The sequence below is a fragment of the Coleofasciculus sp. H7-2 genome (assembly GCF_042747725.1).
In the GTDB taxonomy this organism is placed as follows: Bacteria; Cyanobacteriota; Cyanobacteriia; order Cyanobacteriales; family FACHB-T130; genus FACHB-T130.
In genome coordinates, this window is sequence record NZ_JBHZGO010000110.1 from 139448 (window position 1) to 157364 (window position 17917).

Genomic DNA, 17917 nt, shown 5'->3' on the forward strand with positions numbered 1-17917 from the left:
TCTATCTTCTATTTTCTCGATTTCCCACGCGATCGGCATCAACTTTACTTCCCAACAGCCGCTGTTGACTGTAGCGGATTCAACACACGACCGAGAAACAAAATGCTACCCGATCGATTGTCCCGAATCAGGAACACAAATGGGCGATTGGCTCGAAACTCTTTGTTTGGGCCCCTAGTCATCCCAAGCGCTGTAGACGCAGCTGCCTCAGTGCCCTCCTCATTCACCTCCACAAAGGCTTTGTGGATCACCTCAGAGATGAACAAACCTTTCTTGCCGGTCATCGCCGAGAAGTCAGCTTGAAGACTGAAAGCATCGGGCATCCCCATATTTGCCAGTAACTTGCTTAGCTCGAACTCTGAAGTGAGGTTGAACTTAGGCAGCCAAACTGCAACCATCTGTTCGTATTTGAGGGACGATAACCACCGTTCCAAGTTTTTCGGCGTCAGCTGCTGCTCCATATTAGCCAGCCCATCCACTTGCTTGGGCAAGAGAATGACCATCGATAATTCCTCGGATATCTCCTCTCCTTGACCGTAGGGCAGCTCTAGCACTTGCAAGCTATCGAAATCTGCCCAGCCGTATTGATCCGTCTTGGACATCATCGGCACGCTAATCTGCTGCGTTGGAGTGACATTAAACGGCTGATCTTTGGTTTTTTCCCGATCGAACGGGCTGAACCAGGCACCTTTAAAGTAAATGGCATTTGTCAGCACCAGCGTCGTCTTGGCAGAGAGAATCCCTGGAGCAATCAGGTCTTGAATCTTGTCCTCAGTTTTTTGAGCGACCCAGTTGTTGATCGTGCGGCGAGCCTCTTCAGTCGCACTGGCAAAGTCTACCTCCTGTAGTCCCCCGCCGTAGTCGTTCTGAGTGGTTTTCAAGAAGCGATCGCTGAAGGCATAGCCCTTTTGACCCCAAAGCCGATTCGCAACTGCAATTTGATATCCCTGTTGTTTGCTGGCGTTTAGCTCTGCCATGAGCGCAGCAAAAGTCGGATGCAGACGTTCTTGCTCTAAGGTGAAGTGGAGAACTTTCGCCATCTCGGTCGCCGTTTGTCCGCCAGCTCCAGCGTAGGTCATGGCGAGTGCCGTCGAAATGCTGTAAGGGGAGAAAAATAGGTTCCCTTCTTGTTTCCGCAGACGGCTATAGAGATCGAGGGCGAACGAGCTGTTGCCCTTCACCACCGTGTCTAAGAGCGCCGAAATTTCCTCTGCTGGTTGTTTTGGACTGGAGGACGCGGTTTGGCTGGTTAGTATCGGCGGTGGAGGCAAAATCGCATCTGCTTTGCCTGAAAACGAGGTGTGATTCCTGAAATAGATACCAGGTTCACGAGCCATAGCGGAACCAACCGAAGCGATCGCCAAACCTACTAAAGCGGCGGTAAAACCCGCGATAAAATGTCTCATGCTGCTTTCATGCAAAATCACATAGCCGTGGTTTCTGAATGTAGCAGATGCCTCTGGTAAGCCCAGCCTAACCTATCTTTTATTCCAAATAAAAGATTGCTTCAGGAGTATTAAACTCCTGAAACAAGCTGGTATCGTATCCGAATCAAAATTTTGAATGATGATATAAAACTCAAAATTTATTTAAAGCTGCTTCACTTCAGCAACTAGCTTCGACACCACATCCCGCGCACTACCAAATAGCATCATTGTTTTGTCTTTGTAGAAAAGCTCGTTATCCACACCGGCAAAACCCGCACTCATGCCGCGTTTAATCACAATCGTGTGTTTTGCCTTATCTACTTCCAGAATCGGCATCCCGTAAATCGGGCTAGCAGAATCGTGACGCGCCGCTGGATTCACGACATCATTCGCCCCAATCACCAGCGCCACATCCGTCTGCTCTAACTGCGGATTGATATCATCCATGTCGTATAGCTGCGGATAAGGCACATTCGCCTCAGCTAGCAATACGTTCATGTGTCCTGGCATCCGTCCCGCGACTGGGTGAATGGCATATTTCACCTCAACACCTAGTTTTTCTAGCCCGTCAGCCAATTCGCGGACAGCGTGTTGTGCTTGAGCCACCGCCATGCCATAGCCGGGAACAATCACGACAGAACGAGCATATCCCAACATCATCGCGCCTTCTTCTACATCGATGCTGTGGACATTTTTATCGCCCCCATCTGCACCACCAGCACCACCAGATGCCCCAGCTTTCCCGAAGGCACCGAACAGCACGCTGGCAAGGGAACGGTTCATCGCCTTACACATGATTTCGGTCAAGATTAAGCCAGACGCGCCCACCAAGGCACCGGCGATGATCAGCATATTGTTCATGACCACGAAACCAGCCGCCGCCGCAGCGACCCCAGAGAGCGAGTTCAGCAGCGAAATCACGACGGGCATATCGCCGCCGCCAATCGGAATTACGAACAGCACGCCTAGGAGTAAGGAGATCCCTACCATTGCCAAAAATACGGGTAAGTTGTCTGGCACGACGAGCAGATAGGCACTCGCTACCGCAAAACTTACCAATAGGAGGGCATTGATGGGTTGCTGCAAGGGAAACGTGATGGGGGAACCACTAATGAGTCCTTGCAATTTGGCAAAGGCAATCATACTGCCAGTGAAGGTGACGCCGCCGATAAATACGCTACTGATAATCGAGAGGTTGGCGTCGAAGGGGATTGCTTGCTGCGTGCCCAAGAGCCGCCAAAATTCTCCTACGGCGACGAGAGCAGAGGCTAAGCCTCCCAAACCGTTGAGCAAACCCACCATTTGAGGCATGGCAGTCATTTCTACTTTATAGGCAGCGATCGCTCCCAACACTGAACCAATCAGCAAACCCACCAAAATCATTTCGTAGTTCAACACCTGCCTATCTAGCAGTGTTGCTACGATAGCCAGTAGCATCCCTACAGCTGCCCACTGATTGCCTGTGCGAGCTGTCGCCGGTGAACCCAGCTTCTTCAATCCCAGAATAAATAAACACGCTGCTACTAAGTAAGTCAGCTGTATCCCAGTTGGCAGAAATTCGGTCATATCACTTGTTAGTCGGTAATTGGTGATTGGTAATCAGAAGAGTTTTGAGTGTTCGGGTTTGAATTTTGAGTGGGAAATTTCTTCTATTCAAAATTCAAAACTTACCTTTACCCTTACCCGCTTACCTTTTTCTTAAACATTTGCAACATCCGATCCGTCACCAAGAAACCACCTACCACGTTGATGGTTGCCAGCACCACGGCAATCAAGCCCAAAATAACGCTGAGATTTGACTCGCGCGGCCCACAGACAATCAGCGCTCCAATCACGGCAATTCCAGAAATCGCATTTGCCCCAGACATTAGGGGAGTATGGAGTGTCGGCGGTACTTTGTTAATTACTTCAAATCCGATAAAAGACGCTAGGACAAATACAAACAAAGCACCAATTAAGGTTTCTGTCATTCAGTTCGCTACTCCTTCTTGATTCAGCGGTCAAGGTGGACAATGCCCACCGGCAATCTTCAAATTTGAGCTTACTTATTTGATAGCAAAGAAACCCGCTTTCCAGAGAGAAAATGGGTTTCTTACACCGTTTTTCTAGGCGTTAATCGTTACCTGAGTCAAACCCTCCCGTACTCGTTGATTGAGAATCTCACCGTTATTGGTGACGCAGGTACTGCTAATGATGTCATCCTCAAAATTCAGATGCAACGCGCTATCTTTAATCAGGTATTGCACCAAAGTCAAAACATTCTTGGCATACATTTGACTGGCGTGAACCGGGATAGACGCAGGTAAATTCATCGGGCCAATAATCGTGACTCCGTTGCTCTGTACATCCTTGCCTGGTTCCGTGCAGGCGCAGTTTCCGCCTTGCTCAGCTGCCAAATCGACAATGACCGAACCCGGTTTCATCTGGGCTACCATTTCCTCAGTCACCAGGATGGGCGCTTTCCTGCCCGGAACCTGAGCCGTGGTAATGACTACGTCGGCTTGCTTGACGTGTTCTGTGAGGACTTCCTGGGTGCGTTGCTTCGAGGCTTCAGAAACTTCTTTCGCGTAGCCACCCACCGCCACGGTTTCTTCATTTAGCTGCACTTCGACAAATTTCGCCCCTAGGCTTTGCACCTCTTCCTTCACGGCGGGACGAATATCAAAAGCTTCTACGACAGCGCCCAGGCGTCTAGCGGTGGCGATCGCTTGCAGTCCCGCCACCCCTGCACCCATGATAAACACTTTCGCCGGTGCTATTGTCCCCGCCGCTGTCGTCAACATCGGGAAAAACTTCGGCACAGCCGCCGCCGCAATCAGTACCGCCTTATATCCAGCCACTCCCGCCTGAGAAGACAAAGCATCCATACTCTGCGCTCGACTGGTGCGGGGGATCAACTCCATACTGAAGGCTGTGACTCTGCGCTCGGCTAAACGCTGGATTAGGTTTGGATTTCCCAGAGGATTTAGAAACCCAATAAACACGCCACCTTCCTTCAGTTGCTGAATTTCATGCTCTTTCGGCGGATTGACTTTTAATAGAACATCCGCTTCGCGCCACAAAGCACCTGTATCCGAGACAATAGTTGCACCGGCTGCTTTATAGGCGTCATCAAAGAAAAACGCTTGCTCACCAGCACCCGCCTCTACCCACACTTCTAGACCCTGTTTTACTAACCTGCCTACAGTGTCAGGCACCAGCGCCACACGACGTTCGCCAACTTCAATTTCCTTTGCAACCGCAATTCTCATGAACTCTCCCAATCAATACTACGAGACCCTTCTGCATCCTATCCTTTTGCATCCTAGGTGGATTTCTAAATTCCGATCCATATCTTTAACTTTGTTTTATGAATTTAGAATTTCCACACTCACGCGCGTCCGTAAGACAATATCACCTAGAACCCGTTTTCAAAGCTTCAACCGATGATAAAAAGCTTTCTCTTAAACCCTCTGGTGCCTATTATCTCTGGCGTCAATTCAGATTAATTGAAGGGGTTGTTTCCGGTTGATTTTTTCAAATTTATTAAATAAATAACCAAAAAAATACATAATGATATACATTAGTACATAAAAAAATGACGTTAAGCGCGATCGCTGAATCAGTAGCTAGTTTAAAATCAACTGTCCTTATTAGCTGCTCTGGTTCCATTACCCTAACCTAAGCGATCGCTCGACTCAAAAGCTCACCATGCTTGCCTCTGGGGGCACTTTCTTCCGGCTTCCCGCGTCACGGGGGAGGATTCATTCGGTGCGGCTACATACCCGCTTGAGTCAAAAATAGTAAAGTTTAGTAACGAAGCCCACTCTCAACTGTTGAGGTACAAGAGCCTATGTTGTCAACAAAATCCTCTAAGCGACGCCTAATTTCTGCCCTAGCAGCGACGGGTTGCGTGCTAACCGGGTTTGCCAGCCTCACCCAAGCACAGAGTCTACCCGGTTTAACCATTTTTAGCGGTGTTGAGCGGCAAAATCAGCTGAGTTATCGGTTAGATTTTGGCGGTCAAGCGGATAATTGGGATCGCTACCGGCTCAAGATTCCCGCTAAAAGAATGGAATTAGGGGCAGCTCAGTTTGTCGTCACTTATCCGGATTACTATAAGGGCAAGTTTGACACGAAAAACGTTGAAGTCCGTGTCAAAGGGAAAAATGTGCCCATCAAAGAGGTTGTCTGGGACAAAGAAAATTACAAGCTTCTGATTTATATGCAGGAGCCGGTGGCTGCCGGTAACAGCGTAGACTTAATCTTCTCTAACGTGAAAAACCCGCCTTTTGGTGGAACTTATTATTTCACGGGTGCGATTCTCACTCCCGGCGATGTACCGTTACCCCGTTATCTCGGTACCTGGATTCTGAGTATTAATTAAGGCGCAGTCCACGTCCGCTTCTGTGCCGCCAAGAGGCGCTGGCAAAAGCAGCGCCATGTGATGCTATGCTAGAGAATTGTGACTTTTTCTATAGCAGCGATTCCTAAATCTGGAGTAAAAACCGATGACTCAGCGCACTCTGGGCGGCACTAACCGTAAGCAAAAAAGAACGTCTGGTTTTCGGGCGCGGATGCGTACCAAAAATGGTCAGGCTGTCATCAAAGCTCGCCGAAAAAAGGGACGTTATCGCCTTTGCGTTTAGAAACACAAGTAAGGATGAAGGATGAATTTATTTCGCCTTCAGCCTTCTTTTAAGCCACGCAGTAGGGTGGAGTTTCCAGTGGCATTACCCAGAGCGAATCGACTCAGGCACCGGCAAGATTTCACGGCTGTGTACCAGAGTGGTCTGCGTCGCAATGCCCCTCACTTGGCTTTACGAGCTTTGAGGCACTCAAGCGGCGCGACGGTCATGAAAACTGCTGAAGTGATGCCAACCCGCATCGGCATCTCCATCAGCCAAAAAGTCAGCAAGCGGGCAGTCATCCGGAACCGGATCAAGCGACAGATTCGGGCAGCTATCCGTCAGATGTTACCCCGCATTGCACCAGGCTGGCGGTTGGTAGTCGTTGTGCGACCGATAGCAGTGGAGTGCGATTATGGTCAAATTTTGCGAGAATTAGAGCAGTTGTTGGCAGAAGCAGAGGTACTCAATGGGCATAAAAGAGGAAACCTTCTATGAAGGGGGTCCCCACATAGGTGATTTGATTATTAATATCCTGCTGGGATTTACAGTCATCTGTATACCTCTGACCGTAGGGGCGATTGTGAGAGCGCTTTGGTTGCGCTACCGGATTACCACTCGCCGCATCTCGGTAACAGGTGGTTGGATGGGACGCGATCGCACCGACATTATCTACTCAGAAATTGTCAATGTCGTTAAGGTTGCCCGTGGGATCGGTCTCTGGGGCGATATGGTAGTCACTCTTAGAGATGGCAGTCGCCTGGAACTCAGAGCCTTACCTCGATTCCGGGAAATTTATGACTACATCAATGAGAAAGTGGCAGCCAGAACCGGCAAACCGGCGGGTGGTTCCCCAAATCGATAAGATCGCCTCAAAAGCCCAGGAATTTTAGATGCTCGAATTGAATTGTCAATTGCTTATCTAAAATTCCCAAGTGACTCTGCCATTGCTTTTGTGTGTTTTATAACCCAAAAATCACAAACATTAGATAACTTAGATTAAGATTCATCCCAAGCTACTAGCGCCCCCTCTAACTCAGAACGAATGGACTTTGGTATCGGGTTTCTCTCCAATAACGTCATGCTGCCAATCCTGGATTTCTTCTACGGGATTGTGCCAAGCTATGGTCTCGCCATCGTGGCGCTGACACTTGTGATTCGCTTTGCTCTCTATCCCCTGAGTGCTGGCTCCATTCGCAATATGCGGCGGATGAAAGTTTCCCAACCGCTGATGAAAAAGCGACAAGAAGAAATTCAGAAGCTTTACAAGGACGAACCGGCAAAACAGCAGGAGGAAATGAGCAAGCTGTTCAAAGAATTCGGCAACCCCTTAGCCGGGTGCTTCCCCGTGTTGCTACAAATGCCGGTTCTCTTTGCATTGTTTGCTACCTTGCGGGGATCGCCGTTCTCGGATGTGAACTACACGCTCAATTTGCAAATCTTTCCTCAAGAACAAATTGAACAGATTCAGCCGCAAGCTTTCGTGACAACGCCACAAAACATTTACTTTTCAGATGGCGTTCATGCCCCCATTGCGGCGCTGCTGCCGGGAGGAAACCGCCTGACGATTGGGGAAAAGACTAAAATTGAATTTCAAACCGTGGAGGGCAAACCCCTTCGGGAACTCCTCGCCGCCTATCCTGAAACCAAGCTGATTCCCCACTGGAAGGTCACTAAAGGCGAAGAACGGGTACAGTTGAATGAAGATGGCACCCTGGAAGCTCTTCAGCCTGGGGAAGTCACAGTTCAGGGAATAGTTCCAGGACTAGCGGCAGATAAAGGATTTCTCTTCATTGATGCCTTAGGTCGTGTGGGCGCTTTTGATGAAGACGGAACCATCCATTGGGATATTATCGGCATGGTGCTATTCTTTGGCATCAGTTTGTATCTCAACCAAGTTCTCTCCGGACAGAACGATATGAGCGATGCAAACGCGCAGCAGGCTACGGTCAACAAACTTACCCCAATCCTATTTTCTGGGATGTTTTTGTTCTTCCCGCTGCCAGCTGGAGTGCTGATGTACATGGTTATTGCTAACATTTTCCAAACTGCTCAGACGTTTATTTTGTCGCGAGAACCCCTGCCAGAAAACCTTCAGAAAATGGTAGAAGTTCAAGAAAAAGAAACGAAAGCTAAGGAAAGAGAAGCACTTCCCTTTGAACCGGGTCGTTCTAAGAAAAAGGCTTCGAGTTAGCTATGAGCGATCGCAAAATGCAGCGGGGTCAGCAGTGGCTAGAGCAACTCCTGCAACTAGCCAAATTTCCTACTGGCATCAAAGAAACCGCAATCCAAACGATTCCACAAAGCAGCGACTCCTCCCAAACAGAATTAGAAACTTACTGGTTGACGATCGACGAAACCAAACTAACATCCGCACAAATTCAAGCCTTGATTGGTTCTGAAGGTGCGACTCTCGATGCCATCCAGTATCTTGCTAATGCCATTTTGAACTTGGGTCAAGAACGGGAGGAGCAGACAGCTTACACCATTGAACTTGATGGCTATCGCACTCGGCGTCAAGCGGAACTCCAGGAACTTGCTGAGTATGCCGCTCAGCAAGTTCGCTCCTCTGGTCAAGAATTTGAAATGCAATCCTTGTCTTCAGCGGAGCGGCGTCAAGTTCATACTTTTTTTCAAGAGTGCGACGATTTAGAAACCTATAGTCGGGGTCAAGAGCCAGACCGGCGTCTGGTTGTGCGATTAAGAAATTAAGAATTAAAAAAGGAAAATGAGAAAAAAAATCATTTTTCATTTTCCTTTTTTAATCGGGTTGGAAGGATGGCTGAAGCATTATGAAGGCGATTTATATTCCTGGGCTGCTGAAAGCGCCAGAGCGCACAGAAGTCATTGAAATTGATGAGTTTTTACCAGAGCTGGAAACTTTGACGCCCGTGCGCGGACAGATAAAAGTTTCCCATCAAGGAAATTACCTAGATGTTTCTGTTAAGGCAGAAGCAATTGTCACTCTAACTTGCCATCGCTGCTTGCAACAGTATAATCACCGGCTAGCTATCAATACATCAGAAATGATTTGGTTAGATGAAGCGGCTGAGCAACCAGATACCGGGCCAATAGAACGAGAAATACCACTCGAAGATTTGTTGGAAATGCTGCCGCCACAGGGTCATTTTCAGCCTGATATTTGGCTATACGAACAAATGTGTTTGACGATTCCCCCAAGGCAGCTTTGTGACAAAGACTGTTCGGGTATTCAACCAGCGAATCTTGATGGATCGGACAGTTTATCTGACCGACGATGGGAGGCTCTGGAAGCACTCAAAAAACAATTTCCTAAATAGTCAGTGGTTAGCGGTCAGTGGCAAGAAACAAGTATACGGGCACAAGCATAGCCCTTCCGGATACCAACTGACCTTTAAGGTGAGATGCTTTTTCTGGGTTTCTACAGCTAGCTGGCAACTAACAAGCAACAATGACTGTACGGGCGGGTTTAATAGAGACAGTTGTGGGTTGCCAAGATTTTTGTTCGCGCCCTTACCAACTGACCTGGAGACGCGATAACCGCAAGTCTTCTACCAACTGACATCCTATAACAGCTATGAGCTTCAGTGAAGAGTTTGAACTGCTGCTACGCGCCCGATATCCATTAATTTATATTCCGACTCCAGAAGAGGAGCGGGTGGAAGCAGCGATCGCGCAGGTGGCTCAACGGTTGGGCGATCGCCCAGTCTATATCTGGGATTTTGTCGATGGCTACCAGGGCAACCCCAACGATGCTGGTTTTGGACGCCGCAATCCGGTTCAAGCATTAGAATTTGTGGAAAAAGTGGCAGCATCTGCCCCAGGAATCTTTATTTTGCGGGATTTTTCCCGTTTTTTAGAAGATATATCAGTTTATCGCCAACTGAGGAATCTGTCACGGCGTCTGAAATCCCAGCCGAAAAATATTGTCATCGTCGCACCGCAAATTGCCATTCCCAGCGACTTGAGTGAAGTCTTAACCATTCTGGAGTTTCCGTTGCCAGCGCCAGCAGAGATCAAGACGGAAGTGGAACGCTTACTAGGTGCCACAGGTAAATCCCTCACTAGCAAAATTTTGGATGAACTGGTGCGTTCCTGCCAAGGTCTATCGATGGAACGGATTCGTCGCGTCTTGGCACGAGCGATCGCTACCCACGGCGAACTGCGCCCCGAAGACGTGGAACTGGTGCTGGAAGAAAAGCGTCAAACCATTCGCCAGACGCAAATATTAGAGTTTTATTCGACTAGCGAGAGAATTTCTGATATTGGCGGCTTAGATAACCTAAAAGACTGGCTGCTGCGGCGCGGCAGTGCCTTTTCAGAACGAGCGAGGCAATATGGTCTACCTTATCCCAGAGGGTTACTCCTGGTGGGAATTCAGGGGACTGGAAAATCGCTGACGGCAAAAGCGATCGCCCATCACTGGCACTTACCTTTATTACGCTTAGATGTGGGGCGTCTTTTTGGAGGATTGGTGGGAGAATCGGAATCTCGCACCCGGCAAATGATTCAGCTGGCGGAAGCTTTAGCTCCTTGCGTGCTATGGATCGATGAAATTGACAAAGCTTTCTCTGGAGTTGATGGGAAAGGCGACGCCGGAACCACCAGTCGCGTCTTTGGCACCTTTATTACTTGGCTGGCAGAAAAAACTTCACCCGTATTCGTTGTGGCGACTGCTAACAATATTCAAGCTTTACCTCCGGAAATGCTCCGCAAAGGTAGATTTGATGAAATCTTTTTTGTAGGTTTGCCCGAACAAGAGGAACGTCGCGCCATTTTTGCGGTACACTTATCCAGGCTGCGACCTCACAACTTGAGTAGCTACGCTCTCGATCGGCTAGCATACGAAACTCCCGATTTTTCTGGGGCAGAAATTGAGCAAACCTTGATAGAAGCGATGCACATTGGCTTTAGCCAGAACCGAGACTTCACCACCGATGATATTTTAGAAGCCGCCAGTCAGATTGTGCCCCTAGCTCGGACTGCCCAAGAGCAAATCCAGTTTTTGCAAGATTGGGCAGCCGCCGGTAAAGCCCGTATGGCATCGAGACACAGCCCTTTGAGTAGTCGCTTTCATCAGCTGCAACAACCGGAATCACAAGCATGAGTTGGTCGGGTTTAGTAAAATTTTTAATTGGTTTTTTTCTAGCGATCGCCCTCCTAGTCGTGGCTGGTGGTGCCACCGCCTATTACTTCCTAACTAAACTCTCAACGCCTCCGCCTAAGCCGGTTTATGCAAATGATAAACCAGCGCTAAAAGCCAAGGCTTCTCCTGGCGCTTCCAAGCCAACATCGGCGTCCTCCGCTCAACCCAACCCGACGCCGACACCCAGCGAGGCTGCTTCGGAAGTGCTAGAACCCGGAGCCTACAAAGCTCGCGTTACCTGGCGCGAAGGTTTAAGCCTACGGGAGGCACCAACTCTGGATGCCAATCGTGTTGGTGGGGTTGGATACAATCAGCGCCTTGTGGTCATCAAAGAAAGCGATGATAAAAGATGGCAACAGGTACGTCTGGAAGATGGCGAACAACAGGGTTGGATCAAAGCCGGTAACATTGAGCGAGTTGATACAGAACAACAGCAATAGGCGGAATCGGACAGAAATTTGAGTGCGGGGGATTTCAGTACAGCATCGAAATCTCCCGTTTCTGCAACCCTGGGACGTGTTAAGAAAATTAGCTTAATTTAAATCTTAATTGCAATATTCCGGCAACTTTTCAACCTAGTAAAGTCTGGTGGTAGGTTATAAAACTGTAAGTCACAGCTATTTTTAACTTGACAGCTGGATCGCAACGATGTTCAATAAAAACTCTCATCAAGATTTACTGGGATCTGCCGTTATAGCGGCATTGGGTGCTGGTATCGTTACTTCTTTTGCCGTTAGTCAAGGTCAACATCCGCTTCTAGCTTTAGGAATTACTGGTGTAGCGGTGATAGTTGCCTTAATTTTTGATGCCAGGGTTTAGTTTAATGGCTGAAAATGTATAGAGTTTCTCAAAAACCAGACCGGAAATCATCTACCTTAAAGAATTCTATCTTGAGTTAGTAAACAAAAAACGTGAAAATAACGTAAAATAAGCCAAAAATAGCAGTTCAAACCTCATTGAGCGGATTAGCTGCTGAAAGTTTTGCAGGACAATAATGGAGACGCTTGCCTATCTTTATGTAGCAGTAGCTTACGAGGAAACGACAGACCCTGGAGCTTTTCCGGTTCTAGAGAAGTTAGAACTTTTTAAGGATCTCAATCGGCAAAAGCTTTCTAGCACAGCGAGTAGGTATCTGCTATCGCTGGCGCTAAATCTAGCTCTCCTCAGTTTGCTCAACAGTGCTAGCGCAATACAGATAGAGGATAGGGGTGCTGAAGTGAGGGCTTTGCAAACAAACTTGATAGCAGCCAACTACTATAAGGGACCTGTCACTGGATACTACGGCAAGTTGACAGAGGCGGCGGTGAGGCGCTTCCAAGCAACCAGTGACTTAGACGCTGACGGCATTGCGGGTTCGGAGACTCTAGCAGCATTAAAGCAATATCTGGACAAAAGTAAGAAGTTAGACAACAGTCCGCAGTCGAGTGCAATGAGCGTTGGTAAGCGCGGGTTGCGACTTGGCGATCGCGGCTCGGAAGTCATCGAAGCTCAGGAAAGGCTGAAAGCGGCTGGTTTCGACCCCGGTTCCATTGATGGCAAATATGGCTGGCAAACCAAGCAAGCTGTGAAGCGTTTTCAAGTGGCGAGGGGCTTACAGGTTGACGGCATTATCGGTCGGGAAACCTGGTTTGCAGCTGGGTATCTGGCGACTTCAAATTCTCCTTACTCGGTGATCGTAATGGCTGAGAGTGCCGAGACGCTGCGCCAAGTGCGCCAGTATGTGCCTGATGCTTATGTGGACAATTCCAGTAGCAGTTTAAATATTCAGGCAGGGGCATTTGCTAATGAATATGGAGCCGAACGCCAGTCAGAGAGGTTGCGATCGCAAGGACTGAATGCACGAGTAGTATACCGCCGATAAAGAGTGCGATTTGATGCAATCAATCGGCTAGACTGGCGTTAAAATCTATACTGTAAAAAGTAATGGAAACCCTTGCCTATCTTCATCTAGCCTTAGTCTACGAAACACCTGTACAAAAAGCTGGTGTTTCTCCTGTATGGGAAAACCAGGAATTTCTGACCGGATTGAATTGGAAAAAGCTTTCTGTTCAAGCAACGATTCATTTTCTATCGATTGCTGTTACCTTAGCAATGCTAGGGATAGCTTCTCAGGCGTTGGCACAAAGAGCGCTCAAGCAAGGCGATCGCGGCTCTGAGGTACGCGAACTACAGGAGCGTTTACAGGAGCGAGGTTTTAGTGTACCCGCCACTGGCAATTTTGGCTCGCAAACTAGAAATGCGGTGATTCGATTCCAGCAAGCAAATCGACTCACGCCTGATGGTATTGTAGGTCGAGGAACCAGGGCAGAATTATTTAATGAAGTTAGACCGACTGTAAGCCAAAGCTTCAACAATAACCCGTTTACGACGCTGCCGCCTCCAGATAGGACTCTGGACAATGCTCCGGACAACCCCACCCTCTATGCTCCAAACCCCCCTATACTGAGGGCAGAAAATACCTATTCAGAAAATACCTATTCAGAAAATACCTATTCAGACATCAGGCTTGTCCAGCAACAGTTAGCGCAGGCAGGTTTCAACCCCGGTTCTATTGATGGAAAATTTGGTCAAAAAACGGCGCAAGCGCTCAGGAAGTTCCAGGAAAGTGTAGGTTTATACCCTAGCGGTACGATTACTTCAGAAACGCTGCGCGCACTAGAGGACTACGTTGCCGGTCGTCCAAGTCCACGACTGAGCGACTACAGCAACCGGAACGACAGGAGTAGTAGAAGTCTCCAACCCGGCGATCGCGGTTCCGAAGTCGAAGACCTCCAACGGCGATTGAAAGACCAAGGCTTCGATCCTGGTGGTATAGATGGGATTTATGGTTCCAATACCCAGCGAGCTGTCAGGCGGTTCCAGCAAGCTCGGCGTTTATACCCAGACGGCGTTGCAGATGCGCGAACCCTACGGGAATTAGGAATTGATTTTGCCGAGAATCGCTACGTGGTAGTCGTACCTGGGAATTACGCAACGTTGAATAAAGTCCTCCGCTATGTACCGAATGCGGATCTGGGGCCGAAATCGAAACGAGGTTCCTATGTAAATGCAGGGGCATTTTCCAATCGACATCTTGCCGAAAGCCGCTCCGAGCTACTGCGATCGCGCGGACTAGATGCACGGGTGGTATATCGCCCCTAGGCACTGATATGGTATAGCTAGTTGATGAAATTGACCTTCTTAAACTGTCTATCAAGAGTTTGCCAGTAAAATTATGGAAACCCTTGCCTACCTGCATCTTGCCCTGGTCTACGAAGCATCTACAAACAGCGAGTTTCCTCTAGTCTGGAATAGCCAAAAAATTTTTGAAGGACTAAACCGCCAAAAGCTTTCTAGTAGAGCGAGTTTGTCTCTGCTATCGCTTTTTGTCTCACTGAGCCTCTTGGGAATGTCTCAAGCTTTAGCAATGCTTGAGCCAGGAAACACCGGCTCGGAGGTAGCCACTCTCCAGCAGCGCTTGCAGCAGCTAGGCTATTTCAAAGCAGGGATCACAGGCAATTTTGGTCCGATTACAACGGAAGCTGTGATCCAATTCCAGAAGGCTAATGGGCTGGAACCGGATGGCATTGTGGGACCGCGAACCGAAGCCGCCTTACAGAAGAAGCGAGGCAAGCCAATCCAGGCGCAGACCAGCCAACGTCGGCAGGTCAGACAGGTCAGCCAACGTTTCCAGTCTTTCAGGCAACGTCCGCAGTCTGTCAGCAAGCCTTCCCAGGTCAGCCAACGTCCGAGGAGTGGCGTCCTGCGGGAAGGAGACAGCGGCTCGGAGGTAGCAGCCCTCCAGCAGCGTTTGCAAAAACAAGGCTATTTTCAGGCAAAGGTCACTGGCTATTATGGCCCGATCACTAAAGCAGCCGTCAACCGATTTCAGCAAGTGGCGGGAATGCCAGCGGATGGGATTGCCGGTTCGGATACCCAGGCAGCTTTGCTGGGAGTGGGAGGCGCAGAAGATCGGACTCCGCCTAAAAATACAGTTTCTAGTGGTAGTTCTAGTGGGTCGTTCCTACAGTTAGGCAGTAACAATCGGGAGGTGGTAGAACTCCAGCGACGGTTGCGGCAGCTGGGAATTTTGCAAGGTGCCATGACTGGTTACTTCGATCAAGACACCAAAGACGCCGTGATTAAGTTTCAACAAGCGCAAGGTTTAACAGCTGATGGAGTCGCTGGACCAAGTACTGTATTGGCGGTGAAAAAGACAAGCGATCGCTTTAATGTAGTGTCCTTACAAAAGCGTCTGAAAGAAAACGGCTTTTATCGCGGCCCGTTAAATGGAGTTTTCGAGGCACAAACCAAAGCCGCCGTCGAAGCTGCCCAGCGTGCTTATGGTCTCAGTGCTGATGACATCGTGAAGGGACGTTTTTAACCATAGCCATTAGCGATTAGCTAATGGCTAGCTATCGGCTGAGTTGGGAAGTGGTGCATCCCGCCCTACCCCTACTTGATTCGCTTTTTAAATGGGTAGTAACGCCCGCTGGCAAGTCGGACAGATAGCGTGAATCGTCATCTGACAGTCAAGCAGGTGGTACCCCTCTTTTCTGGCTGTTCGGGTGCCGGTTTTTAAAATCGAGTCATTCTTGAATTCAATCGTCTTGTTACACCGAACACAGATCAAATGGTGATGGTGATGCGGGTAAGGTTGATTGAGTTCGTAATGCTTATGTCCTTCCGCCAGTTCAAGTTCGCGCAAAATGCCCAGCCGAGCCATCAACTTTAAGGTTCGGTAAATGGTGGATAAGCTTATGTCGTCACCTTCACTGTGCAACAACTCGTGGAGGTCTTCAGCACTAAGATGCTGACCTCTGGGAAGATGTTGAAAGACATTCAGGATCGTTTCCCGTTGGGGAGTTAAACGCCAGCCCCGCTCGTTGAGTTCAGCCTTGAGTGAGGTTGCTGTGTAGAAAGACATGTTGACCTTCTCAAGAAAGTAGCCCTATTGAGAAGAATAGCGAATTCCCAGAATATTTGCAACAATCGAAGCTTATTGAGAATAATATTTAATAAGAAACCGGGTTAGGAGGCAGGGAAAGTAAAAGGAAAAAGGAAACAAGAAAAGTAAAGAATTATATCTTTTGCTTTTTTCCTTTTTCCTTTTGAACAATGCTGTGCGTGTCAGTTATCAGTTGTGGGATCTAGTTTGATGCGTTGTCCCTGCTGAGTGCAGTATTTACCGCTCTTCGCCGCTCCCTAACTTTCATTCCCACTTATCAAAAAAATTGCTACTTTAATTTTTGACTTGTTTATACCCATTCACTTTACTGGCGCTAGACTGGCGATTTTCTCTTTGTCCCCTAGAGAAAGGGTATTAGAACATTTCTCTATTGCAAGACTATATTTGAAGTCACCAAACCCCCCTTAAAAAAGGGGGGTTTTGAGAAATTAGTATTGGGCAGTTGTGAAAATGGGATTACTACCTCTTTAGCCCAAGGACTCTAGATAGTCGCGCACACGGTTGCGACGCTTGGGTTGCCGCAACTTTTGTAAGGCTTTGGCTTCAATTTGACGAACTCGTTCTCTAGATAAATCGAGAGCGCGACCAATTTCTGCCAAGGAATAAGGATGATCATCTCCCAAGCCAAACCGCATCCGAATGACATCTCGCTCGCGGCTGGTGAGATCGGCAAGCAGATGCTGCAAATCTCGGTGTAAAGCTTCTCGCATCAACACTTCTTCGGGAGATATGCTGTCTGTTTCCAGCAAGTCGCCTAGTTCCGTGTCTTTCTCCTTACCTACCTTAATTTCTAAGGAGACAGAGCGAGGCACCCGGAGTAAAACTTCCCGTACCTGCTCCGGTGTCATTTCTAACTCAACGCCGATATCCTCGATGCTTGCCGTGCGACCTTTTTCTTGAGAAATTTTGCGCTGAGCTTTCTTAATTTTGTTGAGCTTTTCGGTGATGTGAACCGGCAGGCGGATGGTGCGACTTTGAGTTGCGATCGCTCTAGTAATTCCTTGACGAATCCACCAGTAAGCATAGGTGCTAAACCGATAACCTTTTGTCGGATCGAACTTCTCAACCGCCCGTTCTAATCCGAGGGTTCCTTCCTGGACTAAATCCAACAATTCCAGTCCGCGATTTTGATACTTCTTCGCCACAGAAACCACTAGGCGCAGGTTGGCCTTGATCATGTGTTCTTTGGCGCGAATGCCATTAGCCTGAATCCGCTCTAGCTCTTCAACTGCCAGATCCGCTACTTCTGCCCAGCGACGCTTCCCAGCAGCCAATGTCGGCTTCAGGTTGCTCAGCTCAATACCCGCATCGGTCGCCCACCGTTCCAAAGCAGGACGGTGCCCCAGCTGAGATGCTAGGCGATCGTGTACTTCAATCAGATGCACATAGGGCTGAATCACTGGATCTGCCTGGTTGGCAGTATTATTTCTCAGCTCCAGCAACCGCATATGACGCTGGACTTTTTGAGCTTCCGAGACTTCCTCATCTCGCCCCAGTAACCGAACCCGACCAATTTCCTGAAGATATAACCGAACCAGATCGGTAGTACGACGGCTAGCAGTTGCCCGTAGAGATGCCTCGCCAAGTCGCCCGTACTCTGTATCTAGACCTTCCATCTCAGGGCTATCGAGATCATCCACCGGGGGTCGAGCATCGTCGTTCAACACGGTAGACCCAAAGTTGTAGTCTGGCAACTCGGAGTCAAATTCTGTATCTGTATCTGCATAAAAAGGAGTGGCTGGCATAGGGATCTCTCAATTGCGTCCGGAATAGTCTTTCAGTTAATCACTTCACTACTTATTGTTAGAAT

General features: G+C 48.6%; 19 protein-coding genes. 13 read left to right on the forward strand and 6 right to left on the reverse strand.

Annotated features, from left to right (window positions below):
- Nucleotides 1–44: 44 nt before the first annotated feature.
- The 4 genes from ACFW2W_RS25145 to ACFW2W_RS25160 all read right to left on the reverse strand — a co-directional run bounded on the left by ACFW2W_RS25145 (nucleotide 45) and on the right by ACFW2W_RS25160 (nucleotide 4678).
- Nucleotides 45–1406, reverse strand: a complete 1362-nt coding sequence (locus tag ACFW2W_RS25145) for a serpin family protein (RefSeq protein WP_378184502.1) — start codon at nucleotides 1404–1406, stop codon at nucleotides 45–47.
- 183 nt (nucleotides 1407–1589) lie between these two features.
- On the reverse strand, nucleotides 1590–2993 hold the full coding sequence (locus ACFW2W_RS25150) for an NAD(P)(+) transhydrogenase (Re/Si-specific) subunit beta (RefSeq protein ID WP_378184503.1): 1404 nt from the start codon (nucleotides 2991–2993) through the stop codon (nucleotides 1590–1592).
- Between the two features lie 113 nt (nucleotides 2994–3106).
- Entirely contained in the window at nucleotides 3107–3397 is a 291-nt protein-coding gene (locus tag ACFW2W_RS25155; protein ID WP_190412730.1) for an NAD(P) transhydrogenase subunit alpha, read from the reverse strand.
- Between the two features lie 135 nt (nucleotides 3398–3532).
- Entirely contained in the window at nucleotides 3533–4678 is a 1146-nt protein-coding gene (locus tag ACFW2W_RS25160) for a Re/Si-specific NAD(P)(+) transhydrogenase subunit alpha (RefSeq protein ID WP_378184504.1), read from the reverse strand.
- A 581-nt stretch (nucleotides 4679–5259) separates the two neighbouring features.
- Here ACFW2W_RS25160 and ACFW2W_RS25165 point away from each other — a divergent pair.
- From ACFW2W_RS25165 to ACFW2W_RS25225, 13 genes are all read left to right on the forward strand, one after another.
- Complete coding sequence (locus ACFW2W_RS25165) at nucleotides 5260–5793, forward strand: DUF2808 domain-containing protein (RefSeq protein ID WP_378184505.1); 534 nt, start codon at nucleotides 5260–5262, stop codon at nucleotides 5791–5793.
- Nucleotides 5794–5917: 124 nt separating this feature from the next.
- The gene (rpmH, locus tag ACFW2W_RS25170; RefSeq protein ID WP_378184506.1) at nucleotides 5918–6055 is read left to right on the forward strand and encodes a 50S ribosomal protein L34; all 138 of its coding nucleotides are present in this window, start codon (nucleotides 5918–5920) and stop codon (nucleotides 6053–6055) included.
- A gap of 21 nt (nucleotides 6056–6076) precedes the next feature.
- Nucleotides 6077–6532, forward strand: coding sequence for a ribonuclease P protein component (gene rnpA / locus ACFW2W_RS25175; protein WP_378184507.1), 456 nt, complete (start codon nucleotides 6077–6079; stop codon nucleotides 6530–6532).
- Nucleotides 6504–6899, forward strand: coding sequence for a PH domain-containing protein (locus ACFW2W_RS25180; protein ID WP_378184508.1), 396 nt, complete (start codon nucleotides 6504–6506; stop codon nucleotides 6897–6899). The genes rnpA and ACFW2W_RS25180 overlap by 29 nt, the downstream gene beginning before the upstream one ends.
- Nucleotides 6900–7079: 180 nt before the next feature.
- Nucleotides 7080–8228, forward strand: a complete 1149-nt coding sequence (gene yidC, locus ACFW2W_RS25185) for a membrane protein insertase YidC (RefSeq protein ID WP_378184509.1) — start codon at nucleotides 7080–7082, stop codon at nucleotides 8226–8228.
- A gap of 2 nt (nucleotides 8229–8230) precedes the next feature.
- On the forward strand, nucleotides 8231–8746 hold the full coding sequence (locus ACFW2W_RS25190) for a protein jag (protein ID WP_378184510.1): 516 nt from the start codon (nucleotides 8231–8233) through the stop codon (nucleotides 8744–8746).
- A gap of 80 nt (nucleotides 8747–8826) precedes the next feature.
- Nucleotides 8827–9333 (forward strand): YceD family protein, encoded by a 507-nt coding sequence (locus ACFW2W_RS25195; RefSeq protein WP_378184511.1) that lies wholly within the window; start codon nucleotides 8827–8829, stop codon nucleotides 9331–9333.
- Nucleotides 9334–9590: 257 nt separating this feature from the next.
- Nucleotides 9591–11120 carry an AAA family ATPase gene (locus ACFW2W_RS25200; protein ID WP_378184512.1) on the forward strand — a complete coding sequence of 510 codons (1530 nt, stop codon included), beginning with the start codon at nucleotides 9591–9593 and terminating at the stop codon, nucleotides 11118–11120.
- A complete protein-coding gene (locus ACFW2W_RS25205) occupies nucleotides 11117–11599 on the forward strand; it encodes an SH3 domain-containing protein (protein WP_378184513.1) in 483 nt (160 codons plus the stop codon). The genes ACFW2W_RS25200 and ACFW2W_RS25205 overlap by 4 nt, the downstream gene beginning before the upstream one ends.
- A gap of 208 nt (nucleotides 11600–11807) precedes the next feature.
- Nucleotides 11808–11978 (forward strand): hypothetical protein, encoded by a 171-nt coding sequence (locus ACFW2W_RS25210; RefSeq protein ID WP_378184514.1) that lies wholly within the window; start codon nucleotides 11808–11810, stop codon nucleotides 11976–11978.
- A 175-nt stretch (nucleotides 11979–12153) separates the two neighbouring features.
- Nucleotides 12154–13020, forward strand: coding sequence for a peptidoglycan-binding protein (locus ACFW2W_RS25215; RefSeq protein ID WP_378184515.1), 867 nt, complete (start codon nucleotides 12154–12156; stop codon nucleotides 13018–13020).
- A gap of 62 nt (nucleotides 13021–13082) precedes the next feature.
- A complete protein-coding gene (locus tag ACFW2W_RS25220) occupies nucleotides 13083–14300 on the forward strand; it encodes a peptidoglycan-binding protein (RefSeq protein WP_378184516.1) in 1218 nt (405 codons plus the stop codon).
- Nucleotides 14301–14373: 73 nt separating this feature from the next.
- A complete protein-coding gene (locus ACFW2W_RS25225; RefSeq protein WP_378184517.1) occupies nucleotides 14374–15522 on the forward strand; it encodes a peptidoglycan-binding protein in 1149 nt (382 codons plus the stop codon).
- Nucleotides 15523–15609: 87 nt separating this feature from the next.
- Here ACFW2W_RS25225 and ACFW2W_RS25230 read toward each other — a convergent pair whose 3' ends face one another.
- Complete coding sequence (locus tag ACFW2W_RS25230; protein ID WP_378184518.1) at nucleotides 15610–16065, reverse strand: Fur family transcriptional regulator; 456 nt, start codon at nucleotides 16063–16065, stop codon at nucleotides 15610–15612.
- 509 nt (nucleotides 16066–16574) lie between these two features.
- The gene (gene sigC, locus ACFW2W_RS25235) at nucleotides 16575–17852 is read right to left on the reverse strand and encodes an RNA polymerase sigma factor SigC (protein ID WP_378184519.1); all 1278 of its coding nucleotides are present in this window, start codon (nucleotides 17850–17852) and stop codon (nucleotides 16575–16577) included.
- Nucleotides 17853–17917: the final 65 nt, after the last annotated feature.

Coding starts and splice junctions, on each gene's coding strand:
- ACFW2W_RS25145 (WP_378184502.1), bottom strand. CDS start 1,406: ATGAGACATTTTATCGCGGGTTTTACCGCCGCTTTAGTAGGTTTGGCG.
- ACFW2W_RS25150 (WP_378184503.1), bottom strand. CDS start 2,993: ATGACCGAATTTCTGCCAACTGGGATACAGCTGACTTACTTAGTAGCA.
- ACFW2W_RS25155 (WP_190412730.1), bottom strand. CDS start 3,397: ATGACAGAAACCTTAATTGGTGCTTTGTTTGTATTTGTCCTAGCGTCT.
- ACFW2W_RS25160 (WP_378184504.1), bottom strand. CDS start 4,678: ATGAGAATTGCGGTTGCAAAGGAAATTGAAGTTGGCGAACGTCGTGTG.
- ACFW2W_RS25165 (WP_378184505.1), top strand. CDS start 5,260: ATGTTGTCAACAAAATCCTCTAAGCGACGCCTAATTTCTGCCCTAGCA.
- rpmH (WP_378184506.1), top strand. CDS start 5,918: ATGACTCAGCGCACTCTGGGCGGCACTAACCGTAAGCAAAAAAGAACG.
- rnpA (WP_378184507.1), top strand. CDS start 6,077: ATGAATTTATTTCGCCTTCAGCCTTCTTTTAAGCCACGCAGTAGGGTG.
- ACFW2W_RS25180 (WP_378184508.1), top strand. CDS start 6,504: ATGGGCATAAAAGAGGAAACCTTCTATGAAGGGGGTCCCCACATAGGT.
- yidC (WP_378184509.1), top strand. CDS start 7,080: ATGGACTTTGGTATCGGGTTTCTCTCCAATAACGTCATGCTGCCAATC.
- ACFW2W_RS25190 (WP_378184510.1), top strand. CDS start 8,231: ATGAGCGATCGCAAAATGCAGCGGGGTCAGCAGTGGCTAGAGCAACTC.
- ACFW2W_RS25195 (WP_378184511.1), top strand. CDS start 8,827: ATGAAGGCGATTTATATTCCTGGGCTGCTGAAAGCGCCAGAGCGCACA.
- ACFW2W_RS25200 (WP_378184512.1), top strand. CDS start 9,591: ATGAGCTTCAGTGAAGAGTTTGAACTGCTGCTACGCGCCCGATATCCA.
- ACFW2W_RS25205 (WP_378184513.1), top strand. CDS start 11,117: ATGAGTTGGTCGGGTTTAGTAAAATTTTTAATTGGTTTTTTTCTAGCG.
- ACFW2W_RS25210 (WP_378184514.1), top strand. CDS start 11,808: ATGTTCAATAAAAACTCTCATCAAGATTTACTGGGATCTGCCGTTATA.
- ACFW2W_RS25215 (WP_378184515.1), top strand. CDS start 12,154: ATGGAGACGCTTGCCTATCTTTATGTAGCAGTAGCTTACGAGGAAACG.
- ACFW2W_RS25220 (WP_378184516.1), top strand. CDS start 13,083: ATGGAAACCCTTGCCTATCTTCATCTAGCCTTAGTCTACGAAACACCT.
- ACFW2W_RS25225 (WP_378184517.1), top strand. CDS start 14,374: ATGGAAACCCTTGCCTACCTGCATCTTGCCCTGGTCTACGAAGCATCT.
- ACFW2W_RS25230 (WP_378184518.1), bottom strand. CDS start 16,065: ATGTCTTTCTACACAGCAACCTCACTCAAGGCTGAACTCAACGAGCGG.
- sigC (WP_378184519.1), bottom strand. CDS start 17,852: ATGCCAGCCACTCCTTTTTATGCAGATACAGATACAGAATTTGACTCC.